At 36.1% G+C, this 22,627-nt stretch carries 21 protein-coding genes and 1 riboswitch; of the genes, 4 read left to right on the top strand and 17 right to left on the bottom strand.

Annotated elements, in window-relative coordinates:
• Positions 1 to 19 precede the first annotated feature (19 nt).
• The 8 genes from HCB45_RS04325 to HCB45_RS04290 form a co-directional block, all read right to left on the bottom strand.
• Positions 20 to 850: a hypothetical protein gene (locus tag HCB45_RS04325; RefSeq protein WP_185318768.1), complete on the bottom strand. Its 831-nt coding sequence runs from the start codon at positions 848 to 850 to the stop codon at positions 20 to 22.
• A gap of 138 nt (positions 851 to 988) precedes the next feature.
• Entirely contained in the window at positions 989 to 2,335 is a 1,347-nt protein-coding gene (locus HCB45_RS04320) for an Nramp family divalent metal transporter (RefSeq protein WP_185618974.1), read from the bottom strand.
• A gap of 112 nt (positions 2,336 to 2,447) precedes the next feature.
• On the bottom strand, positions 2,448 to 3,119 hold the full coding sequence (locus HCB45_RS04315) for an ABC transporter permease (protein ID WP_185318770.1): 672 nt from the start codon (positions 3,117 to 3,119) through the stop codon (positions 2,448 to 2,450).
• 14 nt (positions 3,120 to 3,133) lie between these two features.
• On the bottom strand, positions 3,134 to 4,060 hold the full coding sequence (locus HCB45_RS04310; protein WP_160465745.1) for an osmoprotectant ABC transporter substrate-binding protein: 927 nt from the start codon (positions 4,058 to 4,060) through the stop codon (positions 3,134 to 3,136).
• Between the two features lies 1 nt (position 4,061).
• Positions 4,062 to 4,718 (bottom strand): ABC transporter permease, encoded by a 657-nt coding sequence (locus HCB45_RS04305; RefSeq protein WP_185318771.1) that lies wholly within the window; start codon positions 4,716 to 4,718, stop codon positions 4,062 to 4,064.
• Positions 4,719 to 4,721: 3 nt separating this feature from the next.
• Entirely contained in the window at positions 4,722 to 5,915 is a 1,194-nt protein-coding gene (locus HCB45_RS04300) for a betaine/proline/choline family ABC transporter ATP-binding protein (protein ID WP_185618972.1), read from the bottom strand.
• 292 nt (positions 5,916 to 6,207) lie between these two features.
• On the bottom strand, positions 6,208 to 6,768 hold the full coding sequence (thiT, locus tag HCB45_RS04295; protein ID WP_185318773.1) for an energy-coupled thiamine transporter ThiT: 561 nt from the start codon (positions 6,766 to 6,768) through the stop codon (positions 6,208 to 6,210).
• Positions 6,769 to 6,835: 67 nt separating this feature from the next.
• A riboswitch (TPP riboswitch) is annotated at positions 6,836 to 6,946 on the bottom strand.
• Between the two features lie 69 nt (positions 6,947 to 7,015).
• A complete protein-coding gene (locus HCB45_RS04290) occupies positions 7,016 to 7,399 on the bottom strand; it encodes an MmcQ/YjbR family DNA-binding protein (RefSeq protein WP_185618970.1) in 384 nt (127 codons plus the stop codon).
• Positions 7,400 to 7,538: 139 nt separating this feature from the next.
• Here HCB45_RS04290 and HCB45_RS04285 point away from each other — a divergent pair, with 139 nt between their 5' ends.
• On the top strand, positions 7,539 to 9,140 hold the full coding sequence (locus HCB45_RS04285; protein WP_003771831.1) for an ABC-F family ATP-binding cassette domain-containing protein: 1,602 nt from the start codon (positions 7,539 to 7,541) through the stop codon (positions 9,138 to 9,140).
• 38 nt (positions 9,141 to 9,178) lie between these two features.
• On the opposite strand, the gene HCB45_RS04280 is transcribed toward HCB45_RS04285, so the two are convergent.
• The 8 genes from HCB45_RS04280 to HCB45_RS04245 all read right to left on the bottom strand — a co-directional run bounded on the left by HCB45_RS04280 (position 9,179) and on the right by HCB45_RS04245 (position 19,261).
• Positions 9,179 to 9,829, bottom strand: coding sequence for a hypothetical protein (locus HCB45_RS04280; RefSeq protein WP_185618968.1), 651 nt, complete (start codon positions 9,827 to 9,829; stop codon positions 9,179 to 9,181).
• A gap of 52 nt (positions 9,830 to 9,881) precedes the next feature.
• Entirely contained in the window at positions 9,882 to 11,222 is a 1,341-nt protein-coding gene (locus HCB45_RS04275) for a dihydrolipoyl dehydrogenase family protein (RefSeq protein ID WP_185618967.1), read from the bottom strand.
• Between the two features lie 87 nt (positions 11,223 to 11,309).
• Positions 11,310 to 12,977 (bottom strand): ribonuclease J, encoded by a 1,668-nt coding sequence (locus tag HCB45_RS04270; RefSeq protein WP_185318776.1) that lies wholly within the window; start codon positions 12,975 to 12,977, stop codon positions 11,310 to 11,312.
• 19 nt (positions 12,978 to 12,996) lie between these two features.
• Positions 12,997 to 13,878 carry a 4-hydroxy-tetrahydrodipicolinate synthase gene (gene dapA, locus HCB45_RS04265; RefSeq protein WP_185318777.1) on the bottom strand — a complete coding sequence of 294 codons (882 nt, stop codon included), beginning with the start codon at positions 13,876 to 13,878 and terminating at the stop codon, positions 12,997 to 12,999.
• A 14-nt stretch (positions 13,879 to 13,892) separates the two neighbouring features.
• Positions 13,893 to 15,104, bottom strand: a complete 1,212-nt coding sequence (gene dapG / locus HCB45_RS04260; protein WP_185318778.1) for an aspartate kinase — start codon at positions 15,102 to 15,104, stop codon at positions 13,893 to 13,895.
• A gap of 11 nt (positions 15,105 to 15,115) precedes the next feature.
• The gene (locus HCB45_RS04255; RefSeq protein ID WP_185618964.1) at positions 15,116 to 16,159 is read right to left on the bottom strand and encodes an aspartate-semialdehyde dehydrogenase; all 1,044 of its coding nucleotides are present in this window, start codon (positions 16,157 to 16,159) and stop codon (positions 15,116 to 15,118) included.
• 198 nt (positions 16,160 to 16,357) lie between these two features.
• Entirely contained in the window at positions 16,358 to 18,523 is a 2,166-nt protein-coding gene (locus HCB45_RS04250) for a peptidoglycan D,D-transpeptidase FtsI family protein (protein WP_185318780.1), read from the bottom strand.
• A gap of 129 nt (positions 18,524 to 18,652) precedes the next feature.
• Entirely contained in the window at positions 18,653 to 19,261 is a 609-nt protein-coding gene (locus HCB45_RS04245; RefSeq protein ID WP_185618962.1) for a superoxide dismutase, read from the bottom strand.
• Positions 19,262 to 19,567: 306 nt separating this feature from the next.
• Here HCB45_RS04245 and HCB45_RS04240 point away from each other — a divergent pair, with 306 nt between their 5' ends.
• From HCB45_RS04240 to HCB45_RS04230, 3 genes are all read left to right on the top strand, one after another.
• Positions 19,568 to 20,368, top strand: a complete 801-nt coding sequence (locus HCB45_RS04240; protein WP_185618960.1) for a DUF1189 domain-containing protein — start codon at positions 19,568 to 19,570, stop codon at positions 20,366 to 20,368.
• Positions 20,369 to 20,598: 230 nt separating this feature from the next.
• Positions 20,599 to 21,306 carry an AzlC family ABC transporter permease gene (locus HCB45_RS04235; protein WP_185318783.1) on the top strand — a complete coding sequence of 236 codons (708 nt, stop codon included), beginning with the start codon at positions 20,599 to 20,601 and terminating at the stop codon, positions 21,304 to 21,306.
• The gene (locus HCB45_RS04230; RefSeq protein WP_185618958.1) at positions 21,297 to 21,623 is read left to right on the top strand and encodes a branched-chain amino acid transport AzlD family protein; all 327 of its coding nucleotides are present in this window, start codon (positions 21,297 to 21,299) and stop codon (positions 21,621 to 21,623) included. Before HCB45_RS04235 ends, HCB45_RS04230 begins: the two co-directional genes overlap by 10 nt.
• A gap of 79 nt (positions 21,624 to 21,702) precedes the next feature.
• On the opposite strand, the gene prsA1 is transcribed toward HCB45_RS04230, so the two are convergent.
• On the bottom strand, positions 21,703 to 22,587 hold the full coding sequence (prsA1, locus tag HCB45_RS04225) for a post-translocation chaperone PrsA1 (protein ID WP_185618956.1): 885 nt from the start codon (positions 22,585 to 22,587) through the stop codon (positions 21,703 to 21,705).
• Between the last annotated feature and the right edge of the window lie 40 nt (positions 22,588 to 22,627).

The raw sequence follows: 22,627 nt of genomic DNA, 5'->3' as shown, positions 1-22,627 counted from the left end.
TACGCCACTTAGCTTTTTCTTATTGTCTGATTAAGTTTTTCACTTTATTAATATTAGGTTTATAGAAACGACAATGTGTCTCGAACTCTTTATTAAACTCAGCTGCACGCTGGGTTAAAGATTGCTCATGATCAAGCATTAAACCTTCTTCAAGAAGCGGTCTAAGAGAAATTATTTGATCAAATACAAGTCCAGCATTTGTGTCACTTAGAACAGATACTATTTTTCCTAATGCTTTTTGTTTTTCAGTTGGTAGTTCTTTTTGATGGAGATGGAACCATTTTGCCAATTGTTTCCGATTCTTTCGCGTTGCTTCTAAGAAAATAGTTTGCGCATAGGCAGCTTTAGTAAACGCAATGGAAAGATTTTCGGCTGATTCCCAATCTTCTTCTAAAATTTCACCTTGCATTTTAATTTTTTGGTTGAGTAAAGTAATATCTTCTTGATAAACGTCCAATTTGCGTTGTTGTTGTTTATAAACTTCCATCGCTAAATTAAGTTCATCAATCGTTGGCTGCATTGGTCCACCAAAAATAGTATTATCATTTAAAATTAATTGCGTTTGTTCTATCTTTTCAGCAATAATGCTATCGCGTTCTTTAATTACATGAGCTCGTTTACCCAAGTATTCAAAATAGAAATTATACTTTTGAATACGATTAACTACTGCTTCTGCTTGTTTTACTGTTGCTGGTTCTTCTTGTGAGTTTAGAACTGTTACACCAGCTACTTTGTTTAATTTTGTATAAATAATGATTGTAAAAACTTCGCCGTCCAGTTTAATTGTGTACGGTAGTTTATGTTGCTGTTCTAAAAGCCTTTTATGTTGTTTTAATAGTTTATCCGTCATTGTTAATCAACACCTTTACTACGCCATTAGTATTATATAATTCAATTATATAGTATAAAGATGAAAATTTCGAGGGAAAGAAATGAGAAAATTATTTTTAATTGTTTACATAATATAATTATTGTCTTCTACCCTGCTTTATAATGATGTTAAAGTATAAAATAGCAAATAGATATTTAAAACAGCGATGAAAATAGCAACAGTCCAAGAAATAATTTTTAACCATGTGGGGTTAACGAATTCGCCCATCTTTTGTTTATCACTTGTAAACATAACTAATGGTATTACAGCAAATGATAATTGCATAGATAGAATAACTTGACTAAAAATTAGTAGTTCATTGATACCATTTGCCCCGTAGAGAGCCGTAATAATAACAGCTGGGATTATAGCTAGTACACGCGTTAATAAACGACGCACCACTGGTTTTAAACGGATATTTAGAAAACCTTCCATAACGATTTGGCCAGCTAAAGTTCCTGTTAAAGTGGAATTTTGGCCAGAAGCAAGTAAAGCTACTGCAAAAACAGTGCTGGCGATACTGCTTCCAAGAGTTGGATTAAGTAATTTGTATGCATCTTCAATACCCGCGACATTATGTTGACCTGTAGTATAGAAAGCTGCTGCTGCCAAAATTAAAATTGAGGCATTAATTAATAAAGCAATTGTTAAGGAAAATGTTGAATCAATGAAGGAAAAACGAATTGCTTCTTTCTTTCCTTCTTTTGTTCGCGCATATTGTCTTGTTTGAACGATAGATGAATGTAAGTATAAATTATGTGGCATAACAGTCGCTCCAAGAATACCAAGTGCGATATAAAGCATAGCTGGATTTGTAACGATTTCTGATTGTGGAATAAAACCTTTGGCGATTGCTTGCATGTCTGGATGTGACATCACCATTTCCGCCCCAAAACATACAAGAATCGTAACCATTAACGTAATAACAATAACTTCTATGTAGCGGAAGCCCTTATGTTGTAAAAATAATACAAGAAAAATATCTAATGCTGTAATACAAACGCCCCAGATTAATGGAATTCCAAATAGTAAATTAAGCGCAATCGCACTTCCAATAACTTCTGCTATATCTGTTGCAATAATCGCTAATTCAGCCAAAATCCAAAGTACAAATCCAAATGGTTTAGAAAAGTGATCGCTTGAAGCTTGGGCTAAATCACGCCCTGTTACGATACCTAATTTTGATGCAAGTGATTGCAATAAGACGGCTAAAATGTTGGAAATTAAAATAACAGATAATAACGTGTAACCAAATTCTGAGCCTCCAGCAATGGAAGTTGCCCAGTTTCCAGGGTCGACATAGCCAACTGCAATAAGAGCACCTGGTCCCATAAATGCAAATAGTTTTCGGAAGAATTTAGCGTTTTTTGGAATTGCTACTGAATTATTTACTTCGCTTAAGCTGGGAGCATTCTGTGCTTTTCTCCAGCTTTGTTTTGTACGTTCTGTTTTTTCCTTTTTCATGCTCCCTGACCTTCTTTCGTTTATGGTAAAAAGTTTACTACGGGAAACATTCTTTGTCAAATGAAAAACACAACCTTTTACATAACTAATAGGTTGTGTTTTTCGATTGTTCTTATAGGACTTCGGTCAGTGGTTTTCTTTTGTTCTTTACTGGATTTAAAGTGCGTTCAACCCATCCTAAAAGTACATCGGCTAGTATGGCCATGACTGCTGTTGGAATGGCACCTGCTAAAATAATGGCGGTTCCGTTAGTTGCATTGGTTCCGCGGACAATAATATCACCGAGACCACCTGCTCCAACAAATGTCCCAATGGCTGCAACGCCAATCGCGATAACAAGGGCATTTCGAATTCCTGCCATAATAACAGATAATGCGAGTGGCATTTCGATGAGGCGTAGTACCTGCCATTTTGTCATTCCCATTGCTTTGCCAGATTCTAAAAGCGCTCCATCAACGTTTCTAATGCCTGTGTAGGTATTTTTTAGAATTGGAAGTAAAGAGTATAGGAATAAAGATAAAACGACTGTATTCGTCCCTAAGCCCATAATTAGCATAAGTACAGCTAACATTGCAAGTGCCGGGATAGTTTGAATGATATTGGCAATTTGGATAACCCAACCAGCTAAGCGTTTTTTTCTTGCAATATATACTCCAAGTGGTATCGCTATGATTGCGGCAAAGATAACTCCGTACGCACTCATTAAGAAATGCCGCCAGAACTCTTCCATGACATAACTTCCATTTGTTTGGTAATAATCAATTAATTGTTTTAATGTGTCCATCTTTTGGCACCTCCTTAGTTTTTACCTTCAAAGTAATTATTTTTTTGCAAGAACTCCTGCGCTACGATGGATGGTTCTTTTAGCTTACCATCTGCTTCATAATTTAGTTTTTGCATCTCTTCTGTAGAAATTTTACCTTTTAATTTATTGATAGTAGTTTTTAATTCTGGATGTTTCTTTAAAATTTCATCTGTTGCTAGGGCAGAAGCATCGTATGGTGGGAAGAATTTTTTATCATCTTTTAGTAATTTTAAGTTATATGTTGGGATACGGCCGTCTGTTGAATAACCAAGTGCCACATCCATTTGGTTGTTTTTAAGTGCGGTATAAATTAAGCCGATTTGCATTGGGAAAATTTTCTTGAATTCGATGTCATAAGCTTTTGAAAATGCTTTATAACCGTCACCTTCACGTTCCATCCAAGAATTATCGACCCCAGCAGTAAGCTCATTTTCTACTTTACGCATGTCGCTAACTGTAGTTAAGTTGTATTTTTTGGCAGTATCTTGGCGTACCATAAACACATACGTATTAGCAAAACCATAAGAATCAAACCATGTTTGGTGAAAACGCTCTTCAAATCCTTTTTTTACAGCTGCTAAGGCTTTTTCCGGATCTTTTATAGCTTCTTCACCTAGTGGACCAACTAAATCTGTACCGGTGTATCTAGTAGCAGTAATATCCACATCTCCATTTAACATCGCTTGGTGTTGAACGATAGTTGATCCGAGGTTGTTGACAATTTCTACTTTTAAGCCAGTATCATGTTCAATTAATTCTTTTAAAATATTTGAAACAATTTGAGATTCGGTTGTAGCCATTGCGCCGATACGGATAGTATCTTTAGAACTTCCTCCAAGTCCTGGTAAGGAGCAGCTAGATAAGAAAAGAGAACTCGTTAGTAGTAAAACGCTGAATAACGCGATAAATTTTTTCTTCATGTTATTCTCCCCCTTCCCGAGCTTCACGGATGGCTTTTGGAGTTAGGCGATATTCTAATTTTCCAAGCGCGAATTCTACTACAAGAGCTAAAATAGTTACTGGGATTGCTCCGCCGAGAATTAAATCTGGACGATATAAGTTTAAGCCATTAAAAATAAAGTCTCCAAGTCCCCCAGCTCCAATATATGAAGCAAGTGTAGCCCAAGCGATAACGTATACAGCTGATAAACGAATACCAGCCATAATTACTGATATAGAGTTAGGGATTTCGACATTAATGATTAATTGCCAATTTGTCATTCCCATACCACGACCAGATTCGATTAAATTTTTATCGACTCCTCGAACTCCAATAAAAGTATTACGCAGGATCGGTAACAATGCGTAAATAAACAGTGCGATAATCGCTGGTAATGTACCAACTCCAAGAAACGGAATAATGAACGCCAAAATGGCAAGTGACGGAACGGTTTGGAGAACACTAACTATACCAATCACAAAGTTCGCTACTTTTGGAGAACGTGTGAGTAAAATCCCTGTTGGTACCGCAACCGCAATACCTAAAATAACAGCAGATAGAGAGATAAATAAATGTTGCCATGTTTGAACAAGCAAGTTATGGCCGTTTTCTTGAAAAAATGTAACAATTGCGTCCATAGCTTATCCCTCCTGCTTCATTTCTGGTTCTGTCGTTTGGGTATCCGCCTGTTCCTCCTGATTTTCTGCCACATCAGCTACAGTGCCCCAAATGGAGTCGTAAACGATATCAACTAAGCTGGCACGAGTAACAATTCCGACGAGGCGTTTATCTTTATCTACTACAGGGATATATTTATAACCGCGTTTTAGGATTCGTTGCACTGTATCACGAAGTAAAGTATCTTCATAGACATAAAAAACATTTTTCTCAATAATATCCATTACAGAGGTTGCTGTACGACGATTTAAATCAATTTGCTCTACATCAATAAAGCCTTTTAATACATTACCTTCATCAACAACAAGTAACGTATCTACACGTTTTTCCTTCATGACAGTAATCGCAGCTTGTAGTGACTTATCTGCTGTAATAGAAACTGGATTCGTGTTCATAATTTGTGCTACTTGGGTGACATCGGGTTTTGCTTCAATTAAGCGGTCTTTACCAATAAAATCTTCTACAAATGAATTTGCTGGGTTACGTAAAATTTCATCTGGTGTATCAAACTGAACGATTTCGCCAGCTTTCATAATAACAATACGGTCTGCTAGTTTAATCGCTTCATCCATATCATGGGTAACGAAAATAATAGTTTTTCCGAGTTCTTTTTGCAAATTTTTGAATTCTTCTTGGAGAGAATCACGAGTAATCGGATCTAGTGCTCCAAAAGGTTCATCCATCAAAATTAAGTTTTGTTCTGCTGCAAGCGCTCGCAAAACACCGATACGTTGTTGCTGTCCACCACTTAATTCATAAGGATAACGATCTAAAAATTCTTCTGGTAAATCAACTAATTTAATTAATTCTTTCGCCCGCTCTTGTTTTTTCTCTTCGGACCATTTAAGTAATTTTGGTACAAGGACGATATTCTCTCTAATCGTCATATGTGGCATCAAGCCAATTTGCTGAATAACATAACCAATAGAACGTCTTAGTTTGACGGGATCTTCCGCCATGATGTCTTTATCATTTATAAATATTTTGCCTTCTGTAGGTTCAATAAGCCGGTTAATCATCTTCATCGTTGTCGTTTTTCCACAACCACTTGGACCGATAAAACAAACAAATTCTCCTTTATCGATGTTAAGTGTTAGATCATTAACAGCTTTTTTGCCCCCTTTATAAGTCTTCGTTACGTGTTCGAATTTTAACACGCTTACACACCTCCATTTTTTCTTTACCACTACCAAAAAAATTGGCAATCGGTAACTAATTTCCCTAACTAGTACGGATTTAAACTTTTTAAATACAAAAAAACAGCTTTAAAATAGTGTAGCATTCAAACGGAAGTTACTAAACAAGATGATTTCGTACTTGTGGCACGTTAAGAACATCGCTGCTAAACTTTTGGTCGTAAAAATGAGCACTCAGATAAGCTGTAAGACAGTATTTATTCTATTATAACATACTAAAAAGCCCTATTAGATTTACTAACAGGGCTTTCCTTTATTTAGGTAAGAATAATTTTGGCGTTGTTTTGAGTAGTATTGAAATAACTATCCCACAAACAACAACAGTACCGAGGCAACTAGCTCCGTTCATCACTGCTGAAAATAACTGTGCTCCCCAACCTTGAAAAGCATAAGCGCCCCAAAATAAAACGCCAGCTACATAATGCCAAAAATATCTAGCCACACCACCAATAATCATGGTACCCCACGCCCATTGAATAGCTTTTTTCAGTTGGTTAGCAGCTAAATTACTTCGAACTTGTTTACTAAATACGCCACTGAAAGCAATAAAACTGAAGGCTAGGATATATTCTATAATTGCTTGAGATGGCATTAAAATATAAGCTTTCCCTGTTAAAAAATGTAGTAACCCCCATAAAAGTCCGGCAAATCCAGCCGCCCAAAAACCGCGACGAATTGCAATAACGTACATTGGAATCATTCCTAGTGAAATCGAAAAACTGGAACCAATGTCTAGCGGGATAAAGCTTAGTACCATTGCAACTGCTGCAAAGATAGCACATTCAAGTAAAATGATTAATCGTTTGTTTTGCATAAAAAATAAACTCCCCTCTTCTTTTTGGTCAAAAACGTACCCCAGAAGAAAGCAGTTTCTATTGTTAGAAATGCAATCGCCACAATCCCTACGCTCGTATTAACGAACAGGTTCAAAGGGTCAGAATCCAAAAACACGCGGATTCAATCTCAGCTAAGAAGCCCCCCCTGTGGTAACGTCTATGAAATTATCGTACAACAATCATTATAGCATGAGATGTTTTTTTGTAAAGAATTATTTATCTTCCTTAATCATTTGCAGAGAATCTTACAGTATTTTGTGCTTTCTTCGGCAGTTTGTCAAAAATCAGCTGGTAACTATTTTTGATTAAAGCAAATTCTGTTTCCGCTTCGACATCATATTTTTCATTAATCACAAGTGTAATCCAATGCTTTTTATTTAAGTGATAACCGGGTTTTATACTCATATATTCATCGCGCAATAAATCAATTCTCTCAGGCTGGCATTTAACACTGACATATAATTCCCCGTGATACATATGTATGAGCGCAAATATTTTATCACCAAGTGTTAAAGCGTGCATTTTAGAATCAAACGGGAATGTTTCTTTTGCACCTTGCAAGCTAAGGCAAAGCGCAACTTTTTTATGTAAAGTTTGCTGATAATCCATTTAGCTTCCCTCCTTATTTTTACATTATAACATTTATTTATGGGTGTATGCTTTCTTTGCTGCACTAACCATGTTAAAATAGAAGTAATTGTGCTTTTTCTGATTTCAAGAAGAAGTAACTTAGTATTGGAGGAAGAAAATGTTAACTGTAAATAATGTTGGCTTACGCTACGGCGATAAAAAGCTATTTGAAGATGTTTCGATTAAATTTTTACCAGGTAACTGTTATGGTCTTATTGGAGCAAACGGTGCTGGTAAATCAACGTTCCTAAAAGTGCTTTCTGGCGAGCTTGATTCTCAAAGTGGTAATGTGCATATTGGTTCAGGTGAGCGTCTAGCTGTCCTTCGCCAAGATCATTTCCAGTATGATGATGAACTTGTCCTTAACACTGTCATAATGGGACATGAACGTTTATACAAAATTATGGACGAAAAAAATGCCATTTACATGAAAGAAGATTTTAGTGATGAAGATGGTATCCGTGCTGCTGAACTTGAAGGCGAATTTGCTGAATTAGATGGCTGGGAAGCAGAATCTGATGCCGCTGTTTTATTAAACGGCTTAGGTATCCCTACTGATTTACACGGAAAACTAATGAAAGATTTAACTGGTGGAGAAAAAGTGAAAGTGCTTCTTGCGCAAGCTTTATTCGGTAAACCAGATATCTTACTTCTGGATGAGCCTACCAATCACCTTGATATTCGTGCGATTCACTGGTTGGAAGAATTTTTAATTAACTTTGATAATACGGTTATTGTTGTATCCCATGACCGTCACTTCTTAAATAAAGTATGTACGCACATTGCGGATCTTGATTTCAGCAAAATTAAATTATATGTCGGAAACTATGATTTCTGGTATGAATCAAGCCAATTAGCTCAAACAATGATGGGCGATCGTAACAAGAAAAAAGAAGAAAAAATGAAAGAATTACAAGACTTCATTGCTCGTTTCAGTGCGAATGCATCGAAATCCAAACAAGCTACAAGTCGTAAAAAAATGCTCGAAAAAATCACGCTGGAAGATATTCAACCTTCTAGCCGTCGTTACCCTTTCATTCAGTTCAAACCGGACCGTGAAGTTGGGAACGACCTTCTAACTGTAACAAACTTGTCTAAAACAATTGATGGCGTGAAGATTCTTGATAATCTTTCCTTCTCTATCAATCGTAATGACAAAGTTGCTTTAGTTGGCGATGATGAAGTTGCCAAAACAGTTCTTTTCCAAATCCTTGCTGGTGAAATGGAACCTGATGAAGGTAGCTATAAATGGGGTATTACAACAAGCCAAAGCTATTTCCCTAAAGATAACTCAGAGTTCTTTGAGGAAAACGACATGAGTCTTGTAGAGTGGTTACGTCAGTTCTCTCCTGAAGATGATAGTGAAGCATTCTTACGCGGCTTCCTTGGGCGTATGCTATTCAGTGGCGATGAAGTACTGAAAAAAGTACGCGTCTTATCTGGTGGAGAAAAAGTTCGTTGTATGTTATCCAAAATGATGCTTTCAGGTTCAAATGTTCTTTTACTTGATGAACCTACTAACCACTTGGACTTAGAATCAATCACTGCATTAAATAATGGTCTTGAAGCGTTCAAAGGCGCTATGATCTTTGCATCGCATGACCATCAATTACTACAAACTATCGCAACTCGTATTATTAATTTATCAAAAGATCAATTTTATAATAAAGAAATTTCTTATGATGAATATTTAAAAGAAGTTATGAATGTAGCTGAATAAATAAAAAAACAATATCCCATCTTCGGGATATTGTTTTTTTATTTAAGTTCGATTTTACCTGTTTCTGTTGTAATTGGTGTCGAAGAATCTTTTAAATAGCTTAGGAAACTATAAGAAATCCAAGTAATATCAGAAACTTTGTCTAATTTTTCTACTGGAAAAACGATTGTTCCTTTAACCGTTTTACCAGGTTCGATTTCGTTGGTTTCAAAATCAGATAGAACAGCGTCTCCTCCATTTATATCCATCTTATTTGCTTCAAGTTGGCCTTGGTTCGGATAGGTTTCAAGAGTTTTGGCTGCATTGTTGGTTATTTCTAATTGTAATGTGATACTGCCAGGAACTGACTTGCCTTCTACTGTTGAATAGGTTTCTTTCTTTTCGACCGTGACAGAGGTGATTTTTTTCTTAATATTATCTGCGGAATCTTCATAGTTTATTTGATAAGTTTTTGTTTCTTCTGCAGTAGCTTGGCTTGTACCTTTAGAAGAATAATTGAACACATCATTTTGAACTTGTTGATAGTGTGAAAAGCTAACAATAATGCCAATAATTGAACCAACCAATAATAACATTCCAGCGCTTGTTAAAATTGCACCGATTTTTCGCTTGGCTGGGAAAAATAAAACAACAATACCGCTGATAAAAATTAAGAATGCACATATTCCGGCAATAATCCAAATTTCCATCTAATTTACTCCTTTTATGCGAATTTCTCCCTCACTATAACATATTTAAGCTCTAGTTCAAAGCAGTTAAATCACTTGCAGGTGATGGATATGCAAATATGACAGACTGTAAATCAGCCAAAGTTAAGTTAGCTTTCATTAGGATAGCAACATAATTTATCATATAATCGGCCTCTTCACTAAGGAAGTGAGCGCCTTTAATTTGACCAGTTTTGCGGTCTTCTATGATTTTTGCGAGAGCGATTTTTTCATTCGTTCTTCTGTACGTATACCATTTTGTTGTATCATGGTTTTTAATTTGATATTTTTCTGGATTGGCAGTTGCTTCTTCCATACTTATGCCAATGCTTGCAAGTTTTGGACTAGTGAAAACAACGCTTGGTATTGCAGGATAATCGATTTTTTCGTTGCCACCTAAAATGTTTTTTGCTACTAATGCCGCTTCCATACTAACAACTGGTGTTAACGGAGCGCCTTTTGTAGCTGCTACATCACCACATGCATAAATATGTGCGTGGTTAGTTGTTTGTAGTTTCTCGTTTACTGTAATGCCTTTTTTTGTATAGTCTATGTTTGCCTTTTCTAGAGCTAAATGGGCGATATTGGGGGTTCTTCCTGTTGCTCCGATAATTAAGTCGGTTTCCAAGGAAAAGCTATTTTTACCTTCGATATGAAGTTTTTCACTATTTTTAGTAATTTTAGTAATATCTGTATCAAAATGGAAATGAATGCCTTCTTCTTTTAGTGTAGCAACTAAGGCGGCTACAAAATCGGGATCGAATTTCTTTAATGGTTCGCTATTATGATGAATTATATGCACATCTCTCCCTGCCGCCAGCGCGATTGATGCAAATTCAAAAGAAATATAACCACCGCCGATAAAAACAACCGAATCTGGAAGTTTTTCAAGTGATAAGAAATCATCACTCGTTTGAATGTGTTCTTGCCCTTCTACTTTAAGTGTATTTGGTGTTGCACCAGTTGCAATCACTATTTTTTTAGCATTTAGTATATCATTACCAACTTGCAAAGTATTTTCATTTTGAAAACTTGCTGGTCCAAAAAACGTTTCAATCCCAGCTTCTTGAAAACTTTCCAAGCGACTTTCAGGCACATCTTCTACAAAGGTTTCTTTGAATGCCATTAAATCTGTCCAGCTAATTGTTGCTGCTTCTTTAATACCTTTACCACGTAATCTTGTGGAAAGATTTCTTGCTTCTGCTGCTCCAACTAACACTTTTTTGGGATCACAACCTCTAAGGACACATGTACCGCCCCAACTACGCTCTTCCACAATCGCTACTTTTAGACCGGCTGCCTGCGCTTCAAAAGCCACAGTTGTTCCACTAGCACCACTTCCGATTATAACTACATCATATGTAAATTCTGTCATTTGAATCACTCCTTCCTAGCTTATTTTCCCCTCTATTTTACTTTTAAACGAAAAAAACTGCCGCACATTCAAGTGCAGCAGTTCCTACTAAACTTCCATAATGATTGGTAAAATCATTGGACGTCGTTTTGTTTGCTCAAATAGATAGCGATTTAATTGATCGCGAATATCTTGTTTTAATTTAGCCCATTCAAAGCCAGTTTCTTGTAGGTTTTTTTCGACGATTTTTGTTACGACTTTGGATGATTCTTCAATTAAATGCTCAGATTCACGAACATAGATAAAGCCACGGGAAATGATTTCTGGTCCGGAAGTAATTGTTTTAGTTTTACGATTAAGCGTAACAACTACGATGAAAATACCGTCTTCAGAAAGTAGCTTACGGTCTCTTAGTACGATGTTTCCAACGTCTCCCACACCTAAACCATCAATCAATGTATTCCCAGAATAGACGCGGTTTCCAGCAGTCATTTTATCATTTTTATATTCTAAAATTTCACCTTTACCAACAATAAATACTTCTGATTTTGCCATACCAACTTCATGAGCTAATTTCGCATGACTAATTAACATCCGGTATTCTCCGTGAACAGGAACAAAATATCTTGGTTTTAACAAATTAAGCATTAATTTCAAATCTTCTTGGCTTGCATGGCCTGAGATAAAAAGATTATTGCTCATCGTTAATACTTTTGCTCCAGCTTTATAGAGCATATCCATTGTCTTCGCCATCATCGTTTCAAGTGATGGTGACGGAGTTGTTGTAATATAAACAGTATCTCCTGGTTTAATATTAAATTGAGGGTGATTACCTTTAGTCATTAGTTGTAATGATTGAATTGGTTCACCTAAATTTCCTGTTTCAATAATAGTGATTTCTTCATCATTATATTTTTTTATTTCTTTTAAGGGCACGATCAAGTCTTCTTCAATCACAATTTTACCTAAACTGCCCGCTATTTCAAATACACGTTCTAATTCTTTACCAACGATAGCAACTTTACGCTTTGTGGCAACGGATGCTTCAAGTACTTGTTGCAAACGAATTAAATTAGAAGCTACGCAAGCAACAATAATTCTACCATCTGCCATTCTAAAAGCATGTCTGATTTCTTCTTCTATTAAACTATCGCTTGATGTAGTACCAGGATGCTCTGCTTCTGAACTATCTGAAAGTAAAGCAAGCACTCCTTTTTCACCAAATTCAGCAATATGACTTAAATCTGAAGCATATCCATCTTTTGCTGATTGATCAAACTTAAAGTCACCAGTATAAATAATAGATCCTTCGCTTGTTTCAAGCACAATCCCAACGGAATCAGGAATTGTATGCGTTGTGCGGAAGAAAGACACATCAATTTTAGAAAAAGATAAAGTTGTTTCTTCATTTACGACATGGAAATTTTTAAAGCGTAGTTTACGATGTTCTTTAAGCGCTGATTTTGCGAGTGCAATGGTTAACTCAGTACCGTAAACAGGTGCTTTGATTTTTTGAAGTAAGTATGGCAGCGCACCAATTGCATCTTCATGACCATGAGTTAGGAAAATAGCTTTTACTCTGTCTTTATTTTCTTCTAAATATTTAAAGTCAGGGATAACAATATCAATTCCTAGTAATTCGTTTTCTGGGAACATTAATCCCGCATCTAATATAAAGATATCTTCGTCTATTTCTACTACATATAAATTTTTGCCACTTTCATCGACGCCGCCGAGTGGAATGATTTTTATGTTTTTCGCTTTTTTTATTGTCAAAGCGTAGACCTCCTTTGAACTATTTAGAAAGTCCTTCTAATATAGCTTGTAATTTCGTTCCTTGTTCAGCATTCAAATCTACAAGTGGTAATCTTACAGGTCCAACGCTAATACCTTGTTGATTTAATAAATATTTGGTTGGGGCTGGGTTTGGAACAGAGAAAAGACCGTTCATTAATGGTAATAACGAGCGATGTATACTTGCTGCTTTTTTTACGTCCCCACTTTCAAACGCTTGAATCATTTCTTGCATGTCATTTCCTATCACATGGCTTGCAACAGAAATGACACCATTTCCTCCCACTGCCAAAATAGGCAATGTTAAGCTGTCATCTCCACTGTATACGAGGAAATCATCAGAAGTTTCAGCAATGATTTTACTTATATTATCTAAGTTGCCACTGGATTCTTTAACACCAATGATATTTGGTAATTTTGCGAGCTGAATAATTGTTTCAGGTTCGATATTAACAACACTACGTCCTGGAATATTATAAATAACTACTGGTAAATCAGAAGCTTCCGCAACAGCAACAAAATGAGCGTATAAACCATCTTGATTTGGTTTGTTATAATACGGTGCAACGACTAAAACTGCATCAATGCCACCTAATTCTGCTACTTCTTTCGTAAAAGCAATTGTTTCTGCGGTGTTGTTAGAACCTGTGCCGGCAATTAATTTCGCACGTCCTGCGTTTGTTTCCACTACTTGGCGGAATAATTTCATTTTTTCATCATGCGATAAAGTTGGAGATTCACCAGTTGTACCAGCGATTACTAAACCATCTGATCCATTATCTATTAAGTGATTCACGAGATGATGAATTCTTTTTTTGCATACTTTATCTTTTTCTGGGTGAATTGGCGTGACCATTGCTGTAATTACTTTCCCTAAATCCATCTTTCATTTCCTCCTTACTTAATTTCCAAACAAAATACGTCATGAAGAGCGTTAACTGCCGAAATTAAGTCTTCTTCTCTTACTAATACCCAAATAGTGGTATGACTATCCGCTGATTGTAAAATTGGTATGTTTTTTTCGGATAACGCTCCTACGATTTTTGCTGTAACACCAGGAACTCCGGTTATTCCAGCACCAACGATAGAAACTTTTGCACAGTCTTCACGAACCGTTGTTTGTAAGTTTGCTTCTTCTAAAAGTTGTTTGACGACGCGACGTTTTTCTTCTGGGACTGTAAAAATGACAGAATCAGTTGATATATTAATAAAATCTAGGCTAATGCCAGCATCTGCTAATATTTTGAAAGTTTGCTGTTGTGCTTTTACAGTATCGGTTTTTACAAAAATTTGCGTTAAATTTGTAACGTGTGCAACTCCTGTTACCATTCGTTCTTTTACATCGAAATGACCGGAATCATCCGCTAAAGATGTGACAAGAGTTCCTGTGCTTTCTAAGTAAGTAGAACGGATACGCATCGGTACTTTGGCAGTCATTGCAATTTCCACTGCACGTGGATGAATGACTTTTGCTCCTTGATATGCCATATTACTTACCTCATTATAACTGACACGTGGAAGCGAACGGGCATGTTCGACAATACGAGGATCTGCTGTCATCATACCATCTACATCAGTGAAAATATCAATATAGTCCGCTTGTAAAGATACCCCAAGAGCTGCGGCAGAAGTATCACTGCCACCGCGACCAAGTGTTGTTATATCACCATTTTCAGTTATTCCTTGGAAACCAGCAACAACAGCTACATCAAGTGTTTCAAGCGCTTTTTTTAGGCGATTTGTATCGACTTCGGTGATTTTTGCATTTAAGTGATTATTAGATGTAATAATACCCGCTTGACCACCTGAAAATGCTTCTGCTTTAATGTCTGCCTCTTTTAACATATTAGTAAAGACAGAAGCTGATATAGTTTCACCAACAGACAGCAACGTATCTTGCTCTCTAGCAGTTAGTTTAGTATCTTTTGCTCCTATTAGTTCTAATAGTGTGTCAGTTGCATAAGGATCGCCGTAACGGCCAATTGCTGACACAACTACTACAACTTTATAGCCGTCTTTAAGGGCATTTTTAATATGGTTAAAAGCCATTAGACGAATTTTTTCATTTTGGACGGATGTACCGCCGAATTTTTGTACGATGATTTTCATTACTTACACCTCTAAATAATCGCTAGTTTGACTAAGCTTTCAGCAATTTGAATCGAATTCCATGCAGCGCCTTTAAGTAGGTTGTCGGATACAATCCACATATGGAAGCCTTTAGAATCATCGATGTCCGCGCGAACGCGACCAACAAACACTTCCTTTTTACCAGCAGCTTGAATAGCTTGCGGGTAAATTTGATTTGCAGGATCATCTTCAAGTACGACACCAGGAGCTGTTTTAAGTACATTTTGAATATCTTTTGCACTTACCCTTTCTTCTTCTATTTCCACGTAAACACTTTCTGAATGTCCACTAACAACTGGAATTCGAACGCATGTAGCAGAAACTTTAATAGTATCGTCTTCCATGATTTTTTTTGTTTCATTGATCATTTTCATTTCTTCATATGTATAATCATTGTCTGTGAAAACGTCAATTTGTGGTAAGGCATTGAATGCGATTGGATAATGCTTTTTATCGCCTTTAACGGGCATGATTTCTGGCGTGAATTCTTTGTTATCTAAAAACGCTCTGCTACCGTCTTTTAGTTCTTTAATAGCACTTACTCCAGAGCCAGAAACAGCTTGATAAGTAGAAACAATAATTCGATTTAAACCATAAGCTTCTCGAATCGGTTCGAGTGCTGCTACCATTTGAATTGTAGAGCAGTTAGGGTTAGCAATAATACCTTTATGGGTGAATAGCGCTTTTTCATTTACTTCTGGAACAACCAGCGGCACTTCAGGATTCATGCGATATGCACTAGTATTATCAATAACAATAGCTCCACGTTTTACAGCTTCTTTTGCAAGTGCTTTAGATACAGAACCTCCAGCACTAAATAAAGCAATATCTACTCCTTCAAAACTCTCAGGTGTAGCTTCTTGAATAGTCACTTCTTCCCCGCGGAAGGATAATTTTTTTCCAGCAGAACGAATAGAAGACAAGAACGAAACTTGCTTTATCTTAAAAGTCGCCGCCTCTTCTAGTAATTCAATCATTTGGGTACCAACTGCACCGGTAGCACCTACAACTGCGACATGATAGCTTTTTGTCATAGTTTACAATTCCTCCTTCAATTTAATCCTCGTACCTCTGCTTTAAAACAGAAATCTGGTTAATTTTACACTTACTTTATCATACCATAAACAAAGCCATTTCGCAGTTTTTTATCTATATTAGACACCATTTTTTTAATTGTTTGTCAGTTTGAATTATAAAAAACCACTTTCGCAAGAATGAAAGTGGTTTTTAGATTAATTTTCGGTTTGTTCAGATTGTGCTTTTGCAGCTGCTTCTTTATTGTTAATTGGTTGTTCAACTTTAGAAGCATCTTTATTAGACTCAGCACGTTCTTTTTTTAATTCAAAATATTTATCAAATACTTCTTTAGAAATCTTCATATTTGTTTTTTGGTCTGTGCCGTATGGACGGTAAATCCAAGGTACTACAACGGAAATCGCTATTTCTGGTTTTTTAACTGGTGCGTATCCAACAAACGTTGTATTCCAGACACTGGCCATTTTGTTACCTTCTTTTGGTCCATCATAGAAAGCATCAGCTGTTCCTGTTTTACCAGCAACATCATAATCACTGGAAGTAAAGACTGTTCTTGCTGTACCAGTTGATCCATGAGTTACTTCATAAAAACCTTCTTGGACTGTTTTGATATCATTGTCTGAAACGCCGATTTTATTCAAAACTTTTGGTTCATTTGCCGTTGCGAGAGTTCCAACAGAATCACCATTTGTACTAGGATTGCGGATTTCTTTTACCATACTTGGTGCAATTCTAGAACCTCCATTTGCGATCGTTGAAACGTATTGCGCCATTTGAAGCGGTGTATAAGAATCATATTGACCAATGGCGAAATCGAGAATTTTACCAATTGTTTGGTCGTCCCCTTTGTAGCCAACTTGTTCTCCAGGAAGGTCAATACCTGTTTTAACACCTAAACCAAATTGATTGTAATAATAACGCATATCATCAAATGTACTTAATGGAGCTCTTAGTGGACCATTTGGAACATACTTAGCGCCACCCATTTTCATTGCTACTTGATACATGTAGGAGTTAGAGGAGATTTCTAACGCGCCAACTGGATCAAGTGGCCGGTTGCCAGCGCCAGTTCTATTGAACCAAGAACTTTTCGGTTTTGTTCCTTTTAAGGCAATTGGTTGGTCGGTGAATACTGTTTTATTTGTAATTGCACCGTCCATTATGCCACCTAGAATAGTGGAACCTTTGACTGCGGAACCCATTGCATAAGCAGTGGTGAATGTCCCTAAGGAGTAGTCATCAAACTCTCCTTTGTCATTTAATTTTTGACCAGCAAGTGCGAGAACTTCTCCAGAATATGGATCCATTGCAACTACAAATGCACGATCAAATAAGTCAGAACCAGCATATTGTTTACCTTGTTTAATATTTTTACGTAAAATATCTTCTACAGCTTTCTGGAATTCTACATCTACAGAAAGAACTAAGTCTTTTCCTTTTGAACCTTCATATTTACTTACGGTCTCGATAATATTTCCTTTAGAATCAAGTACGCTTTCTGATTGGGATTTTGACCCAGCTAGAACACTTTCGTATTGAGCTTCTAAATAACTCTTACCGACACGGTCATTGCGACTATATCCTTGAGATAAGTAATACTCAGCTTTGTCTTTTGGTAACCCTTCTTTTGCTGTCGAAACAGAGCCTAAAATAGAACGTAACGTTTCATCATAAGTGTAATAACGATTCCAGTCTGTAGTTGTATCAACACCTGGTAAGCTATCCATATTTTCACTAACACGAGCAATTTCTTCATCCGTTACATCCTTATTCTTAATAACGGACTCAGTCATTGCGTAGCCTGTCGTCATTTTTTTATAGATGGTTGCTACTTTTAAATCTTCTGTTGTTAGGCTAGCTATATCATCTTTTGTTACTTTTTCTACTTGGATTTTATAGGCCTTAGAAGACTCAAGTGCTTGTTCTTTTGCAGATAGACGATTTAAAGACTCGGTTTGATGTGTCAAAATCCAATAATCTTTTAAATCGCGCTCGGTTAGTTTTTCTGGTTCAACTGTAATTAATTTTTGTAATGTTTGAGCTACGTGAAGTGTTTCTGAAGTTTCTGTTTGTTGGCTCCTGGTGTAGGTAATCGATTTGACTGCTGAATTACCCACTAACAAATTGTAATTTCGGTCATAAATACTGCCACGCGGAACATTCTTAGAAACGGTCACATTATCTGTTTCTTCTAATTGACGTTTGTACGTATCTCCTTGCACAATTTGCACAATACCAAGTCGTAAAATTAACACGGAAAATAATATAAAAATTATAAAGAATAGAATATTTAAACGTAATGGAATGATGGCGCGTTTTTTCTTAGTGGAATCTCTTTTCTTTTTTCTAAAATTTAGTTTCACGCAAAGTTACCTCACTTTTCAATAATACCTTTCCCTATTGTAGCTGAAAAAGCATCATTTTTCCACTGTAAGTTCATTAGAAATTCATTAGAAATAAAAAAAGACCCACCGAAGTGAGCCTTTCTATTATTATTTAGCTGCGTCAAAGCGTTTGTTAGCTTCATCCCAGTTAACAACATTCCAAAATGTGTCGATATATTCAGGACGACGGTTCTGGAATTTAAGGTAATAAGCATGTTCCCAAACATCTAAGCCTAGTACAGGAGTTTTTCCTTCGCTTAGTGGAGAATCTTGGTTTGCAGTAGAAACGATTTCTAATTTACCGTTATTAACTACTAACCAAGCCCAGCCAGAACCAAAACGTGCTGCAGCTGCTGCGTTGAATTTTTCTTTGAACTCATCAAATGTGCCGAATTCGCTTTCAATAGCAGATTTTAACTCACCAGTTGGAGCACCGCCACCATTTGGGCTAAGGATAGACCAGAATAAAGTATGGTTAGCATGACCACCACCGTGGTTACGTACAGCGCCGCGAATATCTTCAGGAACACTATCTAAGTTAGCAACTAATTCTTCCACTGGTTTACTTGCAAGTTCAGGGCGACCTGAAACCGCTTCGTTTAGTTTTGTTACATAAGTATTGTGGTGCTTTGTATAATGAAGTTCCATTGTTTCTTTATCAAAATTCGGCTCCAAAGCATCATAAGTATAAGGTAATTTAGGTAATTCGTAAGTCATTAAAAATTCCTCCTTGTATTGTTTTTATTTTACGTGAAAAGAAATTACTTATAAGACGAAAGATACACATCCTATTTCTATAGAACTAGTTAACGCCATAAATAACGTTTTTCTTTACACCATTTAGCCTACCACGACCTAGAAATGCTTGCAATTTTTCTGCTCAGTGATGTTTCAATATTGATTTTGCATTCATTTCAAGCTATGATTAAGTTTAGGTGGAAAAATTACGCTCTTTTGCACATACATGTATCTTTTTCCCGGAAAATGAAAAGTTAAACCATTAGGTGAGGTGTTGAAAAAAGAATGAATATTTTTAAACGCTTCTGGAAGAGTTTGTATTCCCCTGCGGATATTGCTTCGTTTCGAAATGATAAGATCAGAAAAAGTATCGTCTACATTATTGTTTTATCATTTGTTACTTTCCTTCCATTAGCATATTTTACAAACGTTACGACAAAAAATGCGCTGAAAGTCGGCGAAGAAACCTTGACAAATGAAATTCCTGCTTTTAAAGTAACTGACGGGAAATTAGTCTTAACAGATGACACTGTCAAAAATATACCAATCTCTATTGACCAAGATGAATTACATATTTATTTTGATGCCTCTGGAACTTTAGATAAAGATGATGTGGATAATAAAATTTCTTCTTATGATAGCGCTGTAGCTTTTTTGTCAGATAGTATTTATATAACTGCTGCTGGTGTTTCTCAATCTGTAAGTTATGAAACTGCTGGAATTAGTAATAAAGCTGATTTAGTTGATTTGTATTCTTCTATTGAATCTCTAGCGAAATACTTTATTCCTATTGCCTTACTTGTTCTATTCTTCTTTACGCTTGGATCGATTTTCTTCCGAGTAGCTCTTTATGCGTTATTTGGATTTATTCTTTCTGGTTTTGGTCGCACGGGTATTGCTTTCCGTCAAAACTGGATGATAGCTTCTTACAGTATTACATTAGCAGCTGTTTTCACGATGGTTATGGAGGCTTTACAAGTGATTGTTCCTTTTGGAATGGAAATCAATATGGTTGTAAGTATGATCTTTGTATTCCTTGCAATCCGCTCGATTCCACCAAGCGAACCAACTATTTTAGAAAAATAATAACTTAACCACTTGCGCTTTTTGCAGGTGGTTTTTTTGTGCATTATTCAGGTGATTTCCTATTAGAAAAGTGGTATGATTAGAAAATTAAAACTAAAATTTGAACGAGCACACATATCGTGGAAATGCGTCTTAGGTTCGTGTGAGAGATTTGACCTTTTAGTAAAAAAATATATAACTTTTAGCCTAACATTAAGGCTCCTAGTTTTAATTTAATGGGGGGAGTTTTTTTGGAAAAAGAAATCGAACTTAGTTTTTATGATGGTGTGAAGGCTTGTTTGCCAACTGTACTAGGTTATGCCGGTATTGGTATAGCTGCTGGTGTTGTTGGAAGAGCTTCTCACTTAAGCGTCTTAGAAGTAACTTTACTCGCAATTATCGTCTATGCTGGAGCTGCTCAGTTTATTATTTCAGGATTATTATTATTACAAAGTCCTATGTCAGCCATTATTTTTACTACTTTTTTAATTAATTCACGGCATTTTTTGATGAGTATGGCAGAAGCTCCTCATTTTAAAAAGTATTCCCTTTTGAATAACATTGGGATTGGAGCGCTTCTCACGGATGAAACATTTGGCGTTTCAATGAATCAAATTGGCAATAAAAAACCAGTTAGCGCAAAATGGATGCACGGGATTAATGTAACTGCCTATATAGCTTGGATAGCAGCTTGTATCTTAGGTTCTTTCATTGGGAATTGGTTACCAAATCCAGAACAGTTTGGTCTTGATTTTGCGTTATCGGCAATGTTTATTGGTTTGCTTTATTTACAAGTGGTTAGCGATAAAAGTAAAAAAATCGCGACAAGTTTAGTTATTATGTTAATGGTCGCGATTTTATTAATCGTGTTTATGCGTTTTATGACACCAGAATTAGCCATTTTAGCAGCTACATTACTTGGTTGTTTGATTGGAGTGATAATTGAAAAATGGCAATAAGTAATTATACGTTGCTAGTTATTTTAGGTTGTGGTTTAGTGACATTTATTCCACGTGTCTTACCTTTTATCTTTGTTCGAAAGCTGCAACTCCCCAGTGTTGTGATTCGCTATTTATCTTATGTACCTTTATGCATACTGACTGCTCTTTTCGTTCAAAGTCTTCTCATTACAAACGAAAGGAGTTTTCCTAGCATTAATATTGAAAACCTACTTGCCACCTTACCAACTATCATTACAGCTATTTTAACGAAAAATTTAATGTGGATTGTTGTTGTAGGAATTATATCAATGGCTGTTATTCGTTTGGTCATATAGAAAAGCCCTTTACTGGAGTGTGTTTTTGACGGGAATCAAAACCAGTAAAGGGCTTTTTTATTGGTGGAACCGAAGTAACTTAATTAGATGTGGATGTTGAACTAGAAGATGACGTGCTTGTATAGTCAGCAAATGCATCTTTTAAATCACTATCTTTAATATCAATATTAGCTGCTTTTAATTCTTTTTTAAGGGCAGCTGTCATATTTTCAGAAGTTAATTGAGATTTTATATAGGCTGCTTTTACGTTTGCTTTTTCTTTTGCGTAAGTGCCTTTTTCTGTTTTCTTCACTAATTGAATCAAGTGGTATCCGTAAGTTGATTTAACAATACCACTTACATCATCTTTATTTTTAAGTGCGTAGGCTGCTTTTTCAAATGTTTCATCCATTTCTCCAGGGCCAAACGGATCCAAAAGCCCACCATTTGTGCTAGTTGCAGTATCTGTTGAGTACTCTTTAGCTAAGTCAGCGAATTTCTCACCATTTTTCAATTTAGTTTGAATTTCTTTGGCTGTTGCTTCATCATCTACTAAAATATGACGCACAGTGATGTCTGGCTCCCATGTTTTGTAGTATGTTTTTAGTTTACTTTCACTTACATTCATATTTGCTTCTGTTGCTTTTTGAACTAGAAGGTTATACTCTAAATTTTCTTTGAAAGAAGTTTTTGTTAAATTATTGGACGATAAGGTCGATTCAAATGAGTCACCATACTGTTCTTCGTATTTTTTATATTCTGCACTTACTTCTTTTTCAGTAACAGTGTATTTATCTTCTAAGATTTTTTTGAAAGTAAGTTGTTGCACGACCTCATTACCGTAAGTCGTTTTCATCGCTTCATATAACTCGTCTTGTGTGACATTTCCTGCATCTGTTTTTACTACAGCACTACTTCCGCACCCAGCGAGTAAAAGTAGTGTTGCTGCTACGAGGGAAATCATCACTTTTTTTAATTTTTTCAAACTGTTCCTCTCCTTCATCTTTCGGCTACTTATTACTTTA

Source organism: Listeria farberi (assembly GCF_014229245.1).
Classification (GTDB): domain Bacteria; phylum Bacillota; class Bacilli; order Lactobacillales; family Listeriaceae; genus Listeria; species Listeria farberi.
The sequence above is the reverse complement of the archived record's forward strand: the minus strand, read 5'-3'. Positions and strand labels throughout refer to the sequence as shown.

Coding starts and splice junctions, on each gene's coding strand:
- HCB45_RS04325 (WP_185318768.1), bottom strand. CDS start 850: ATGACGGATAAACTATTAAAACAACATAAAAGGCTTTTAGAACAGCAA.
- HCB45_RS04320 (WP_185618974.1), bottom strand. CDS start 2,335: ATGAAAAAGGAAAAAACAGAACGTACAAAACAAAGCTGGAGAAAAGCA.
- HCB45_RS04315 (WP_185318770.1), bottom strand. CDS start 3,119: ATGGACACATTAAAACAATTAATTGATTATTACCAAACAAATGGAAGT.
- HCB45_RS04310 (WP_160465745.1), bottom strand. CDS start 4,060: ATGAAGAAAAAATTTATCGCGTTATTCAGCGTTTTACTACTAACGAGT.
- HCB45_RS04305 (WP_185318771.1), bottom strand. CDS start 4,718: ATGGACGCAATTGTTACATTTTTTCAAGAAAACGGCCATAACTTGCTT.
- thiT (WP_185318773.1), bottom strand. CDS start 6,768: ATGCAAAACAAACGATTAATCATTTTACTTGAATGTGCTATCTTTGCA.
- HCB45_RS04290 (WP_185618970.1), bottom strand. CDS start 7,399: ATGGATTATCAGCAAACTTTACATAAAAAAGTTGCGCTTTGCCTTAGC.
- HCB45_RS04285 (WP_003771831.1), top strand. CDS start 7,539: ATGTTAACTGTAAATAATGTTGGCTTACGCTACGGCGATAAAAAGCTA.
- HCB45_RS04280 (WP_185618968.1), bottom strand. CDS start 9,829: ATGGAAATTTGGATTATTGCCGGAATATGTGCATTCTTAATTTTTATC.
- HCB45_RS04275 (WP_185618967.1), bottom strand. CDS start 11,222: ATGACAGAATTTACATATGATGTAGTTATAATCGGAAGTGGTGCTAGT.
- dapA (WP_185318777.1), bottom strand. CDS start 13,878: ATGGATTTAGGGAAAGTAATTACAGCAATGGTCACGCCAATTCACCCA.
- dapG (WP_185318778.1), bottom strand. CDS start 15,104: ATGAAAATCATCGTACAAAAATTCGGCGGTACATCCGTCCAAAATGAA.
- HCB45_RS04255 (WP_185618964.1), bottom strand. CDS start 16,159: ATGACAAAAAGCTATCATGTCGCAGTTGTAGGTGCTACCGGTGCAGTT.
- HCB45_RS04245 (WP_185618962.1), bottom strand. CDS start 19,261: ATGACTTACGAATTACCTAAATTACCTTATACTTATGATGCTTTGGAG.
- HCB45_RS04240 (WP_185618960.1), top strand. CDS start 19,568: ATGAATATTTTTAAACGCTTCTGGAAGAGTTTGTATTCCCCTGCGGAT.
- HCB45_RS04230 (WP_185618958.1), top strand. CDS start 21,297: ATGGCAATAAGTAATTATACGTTGCTAGTTATTTTAGGTTGTGGTTTA.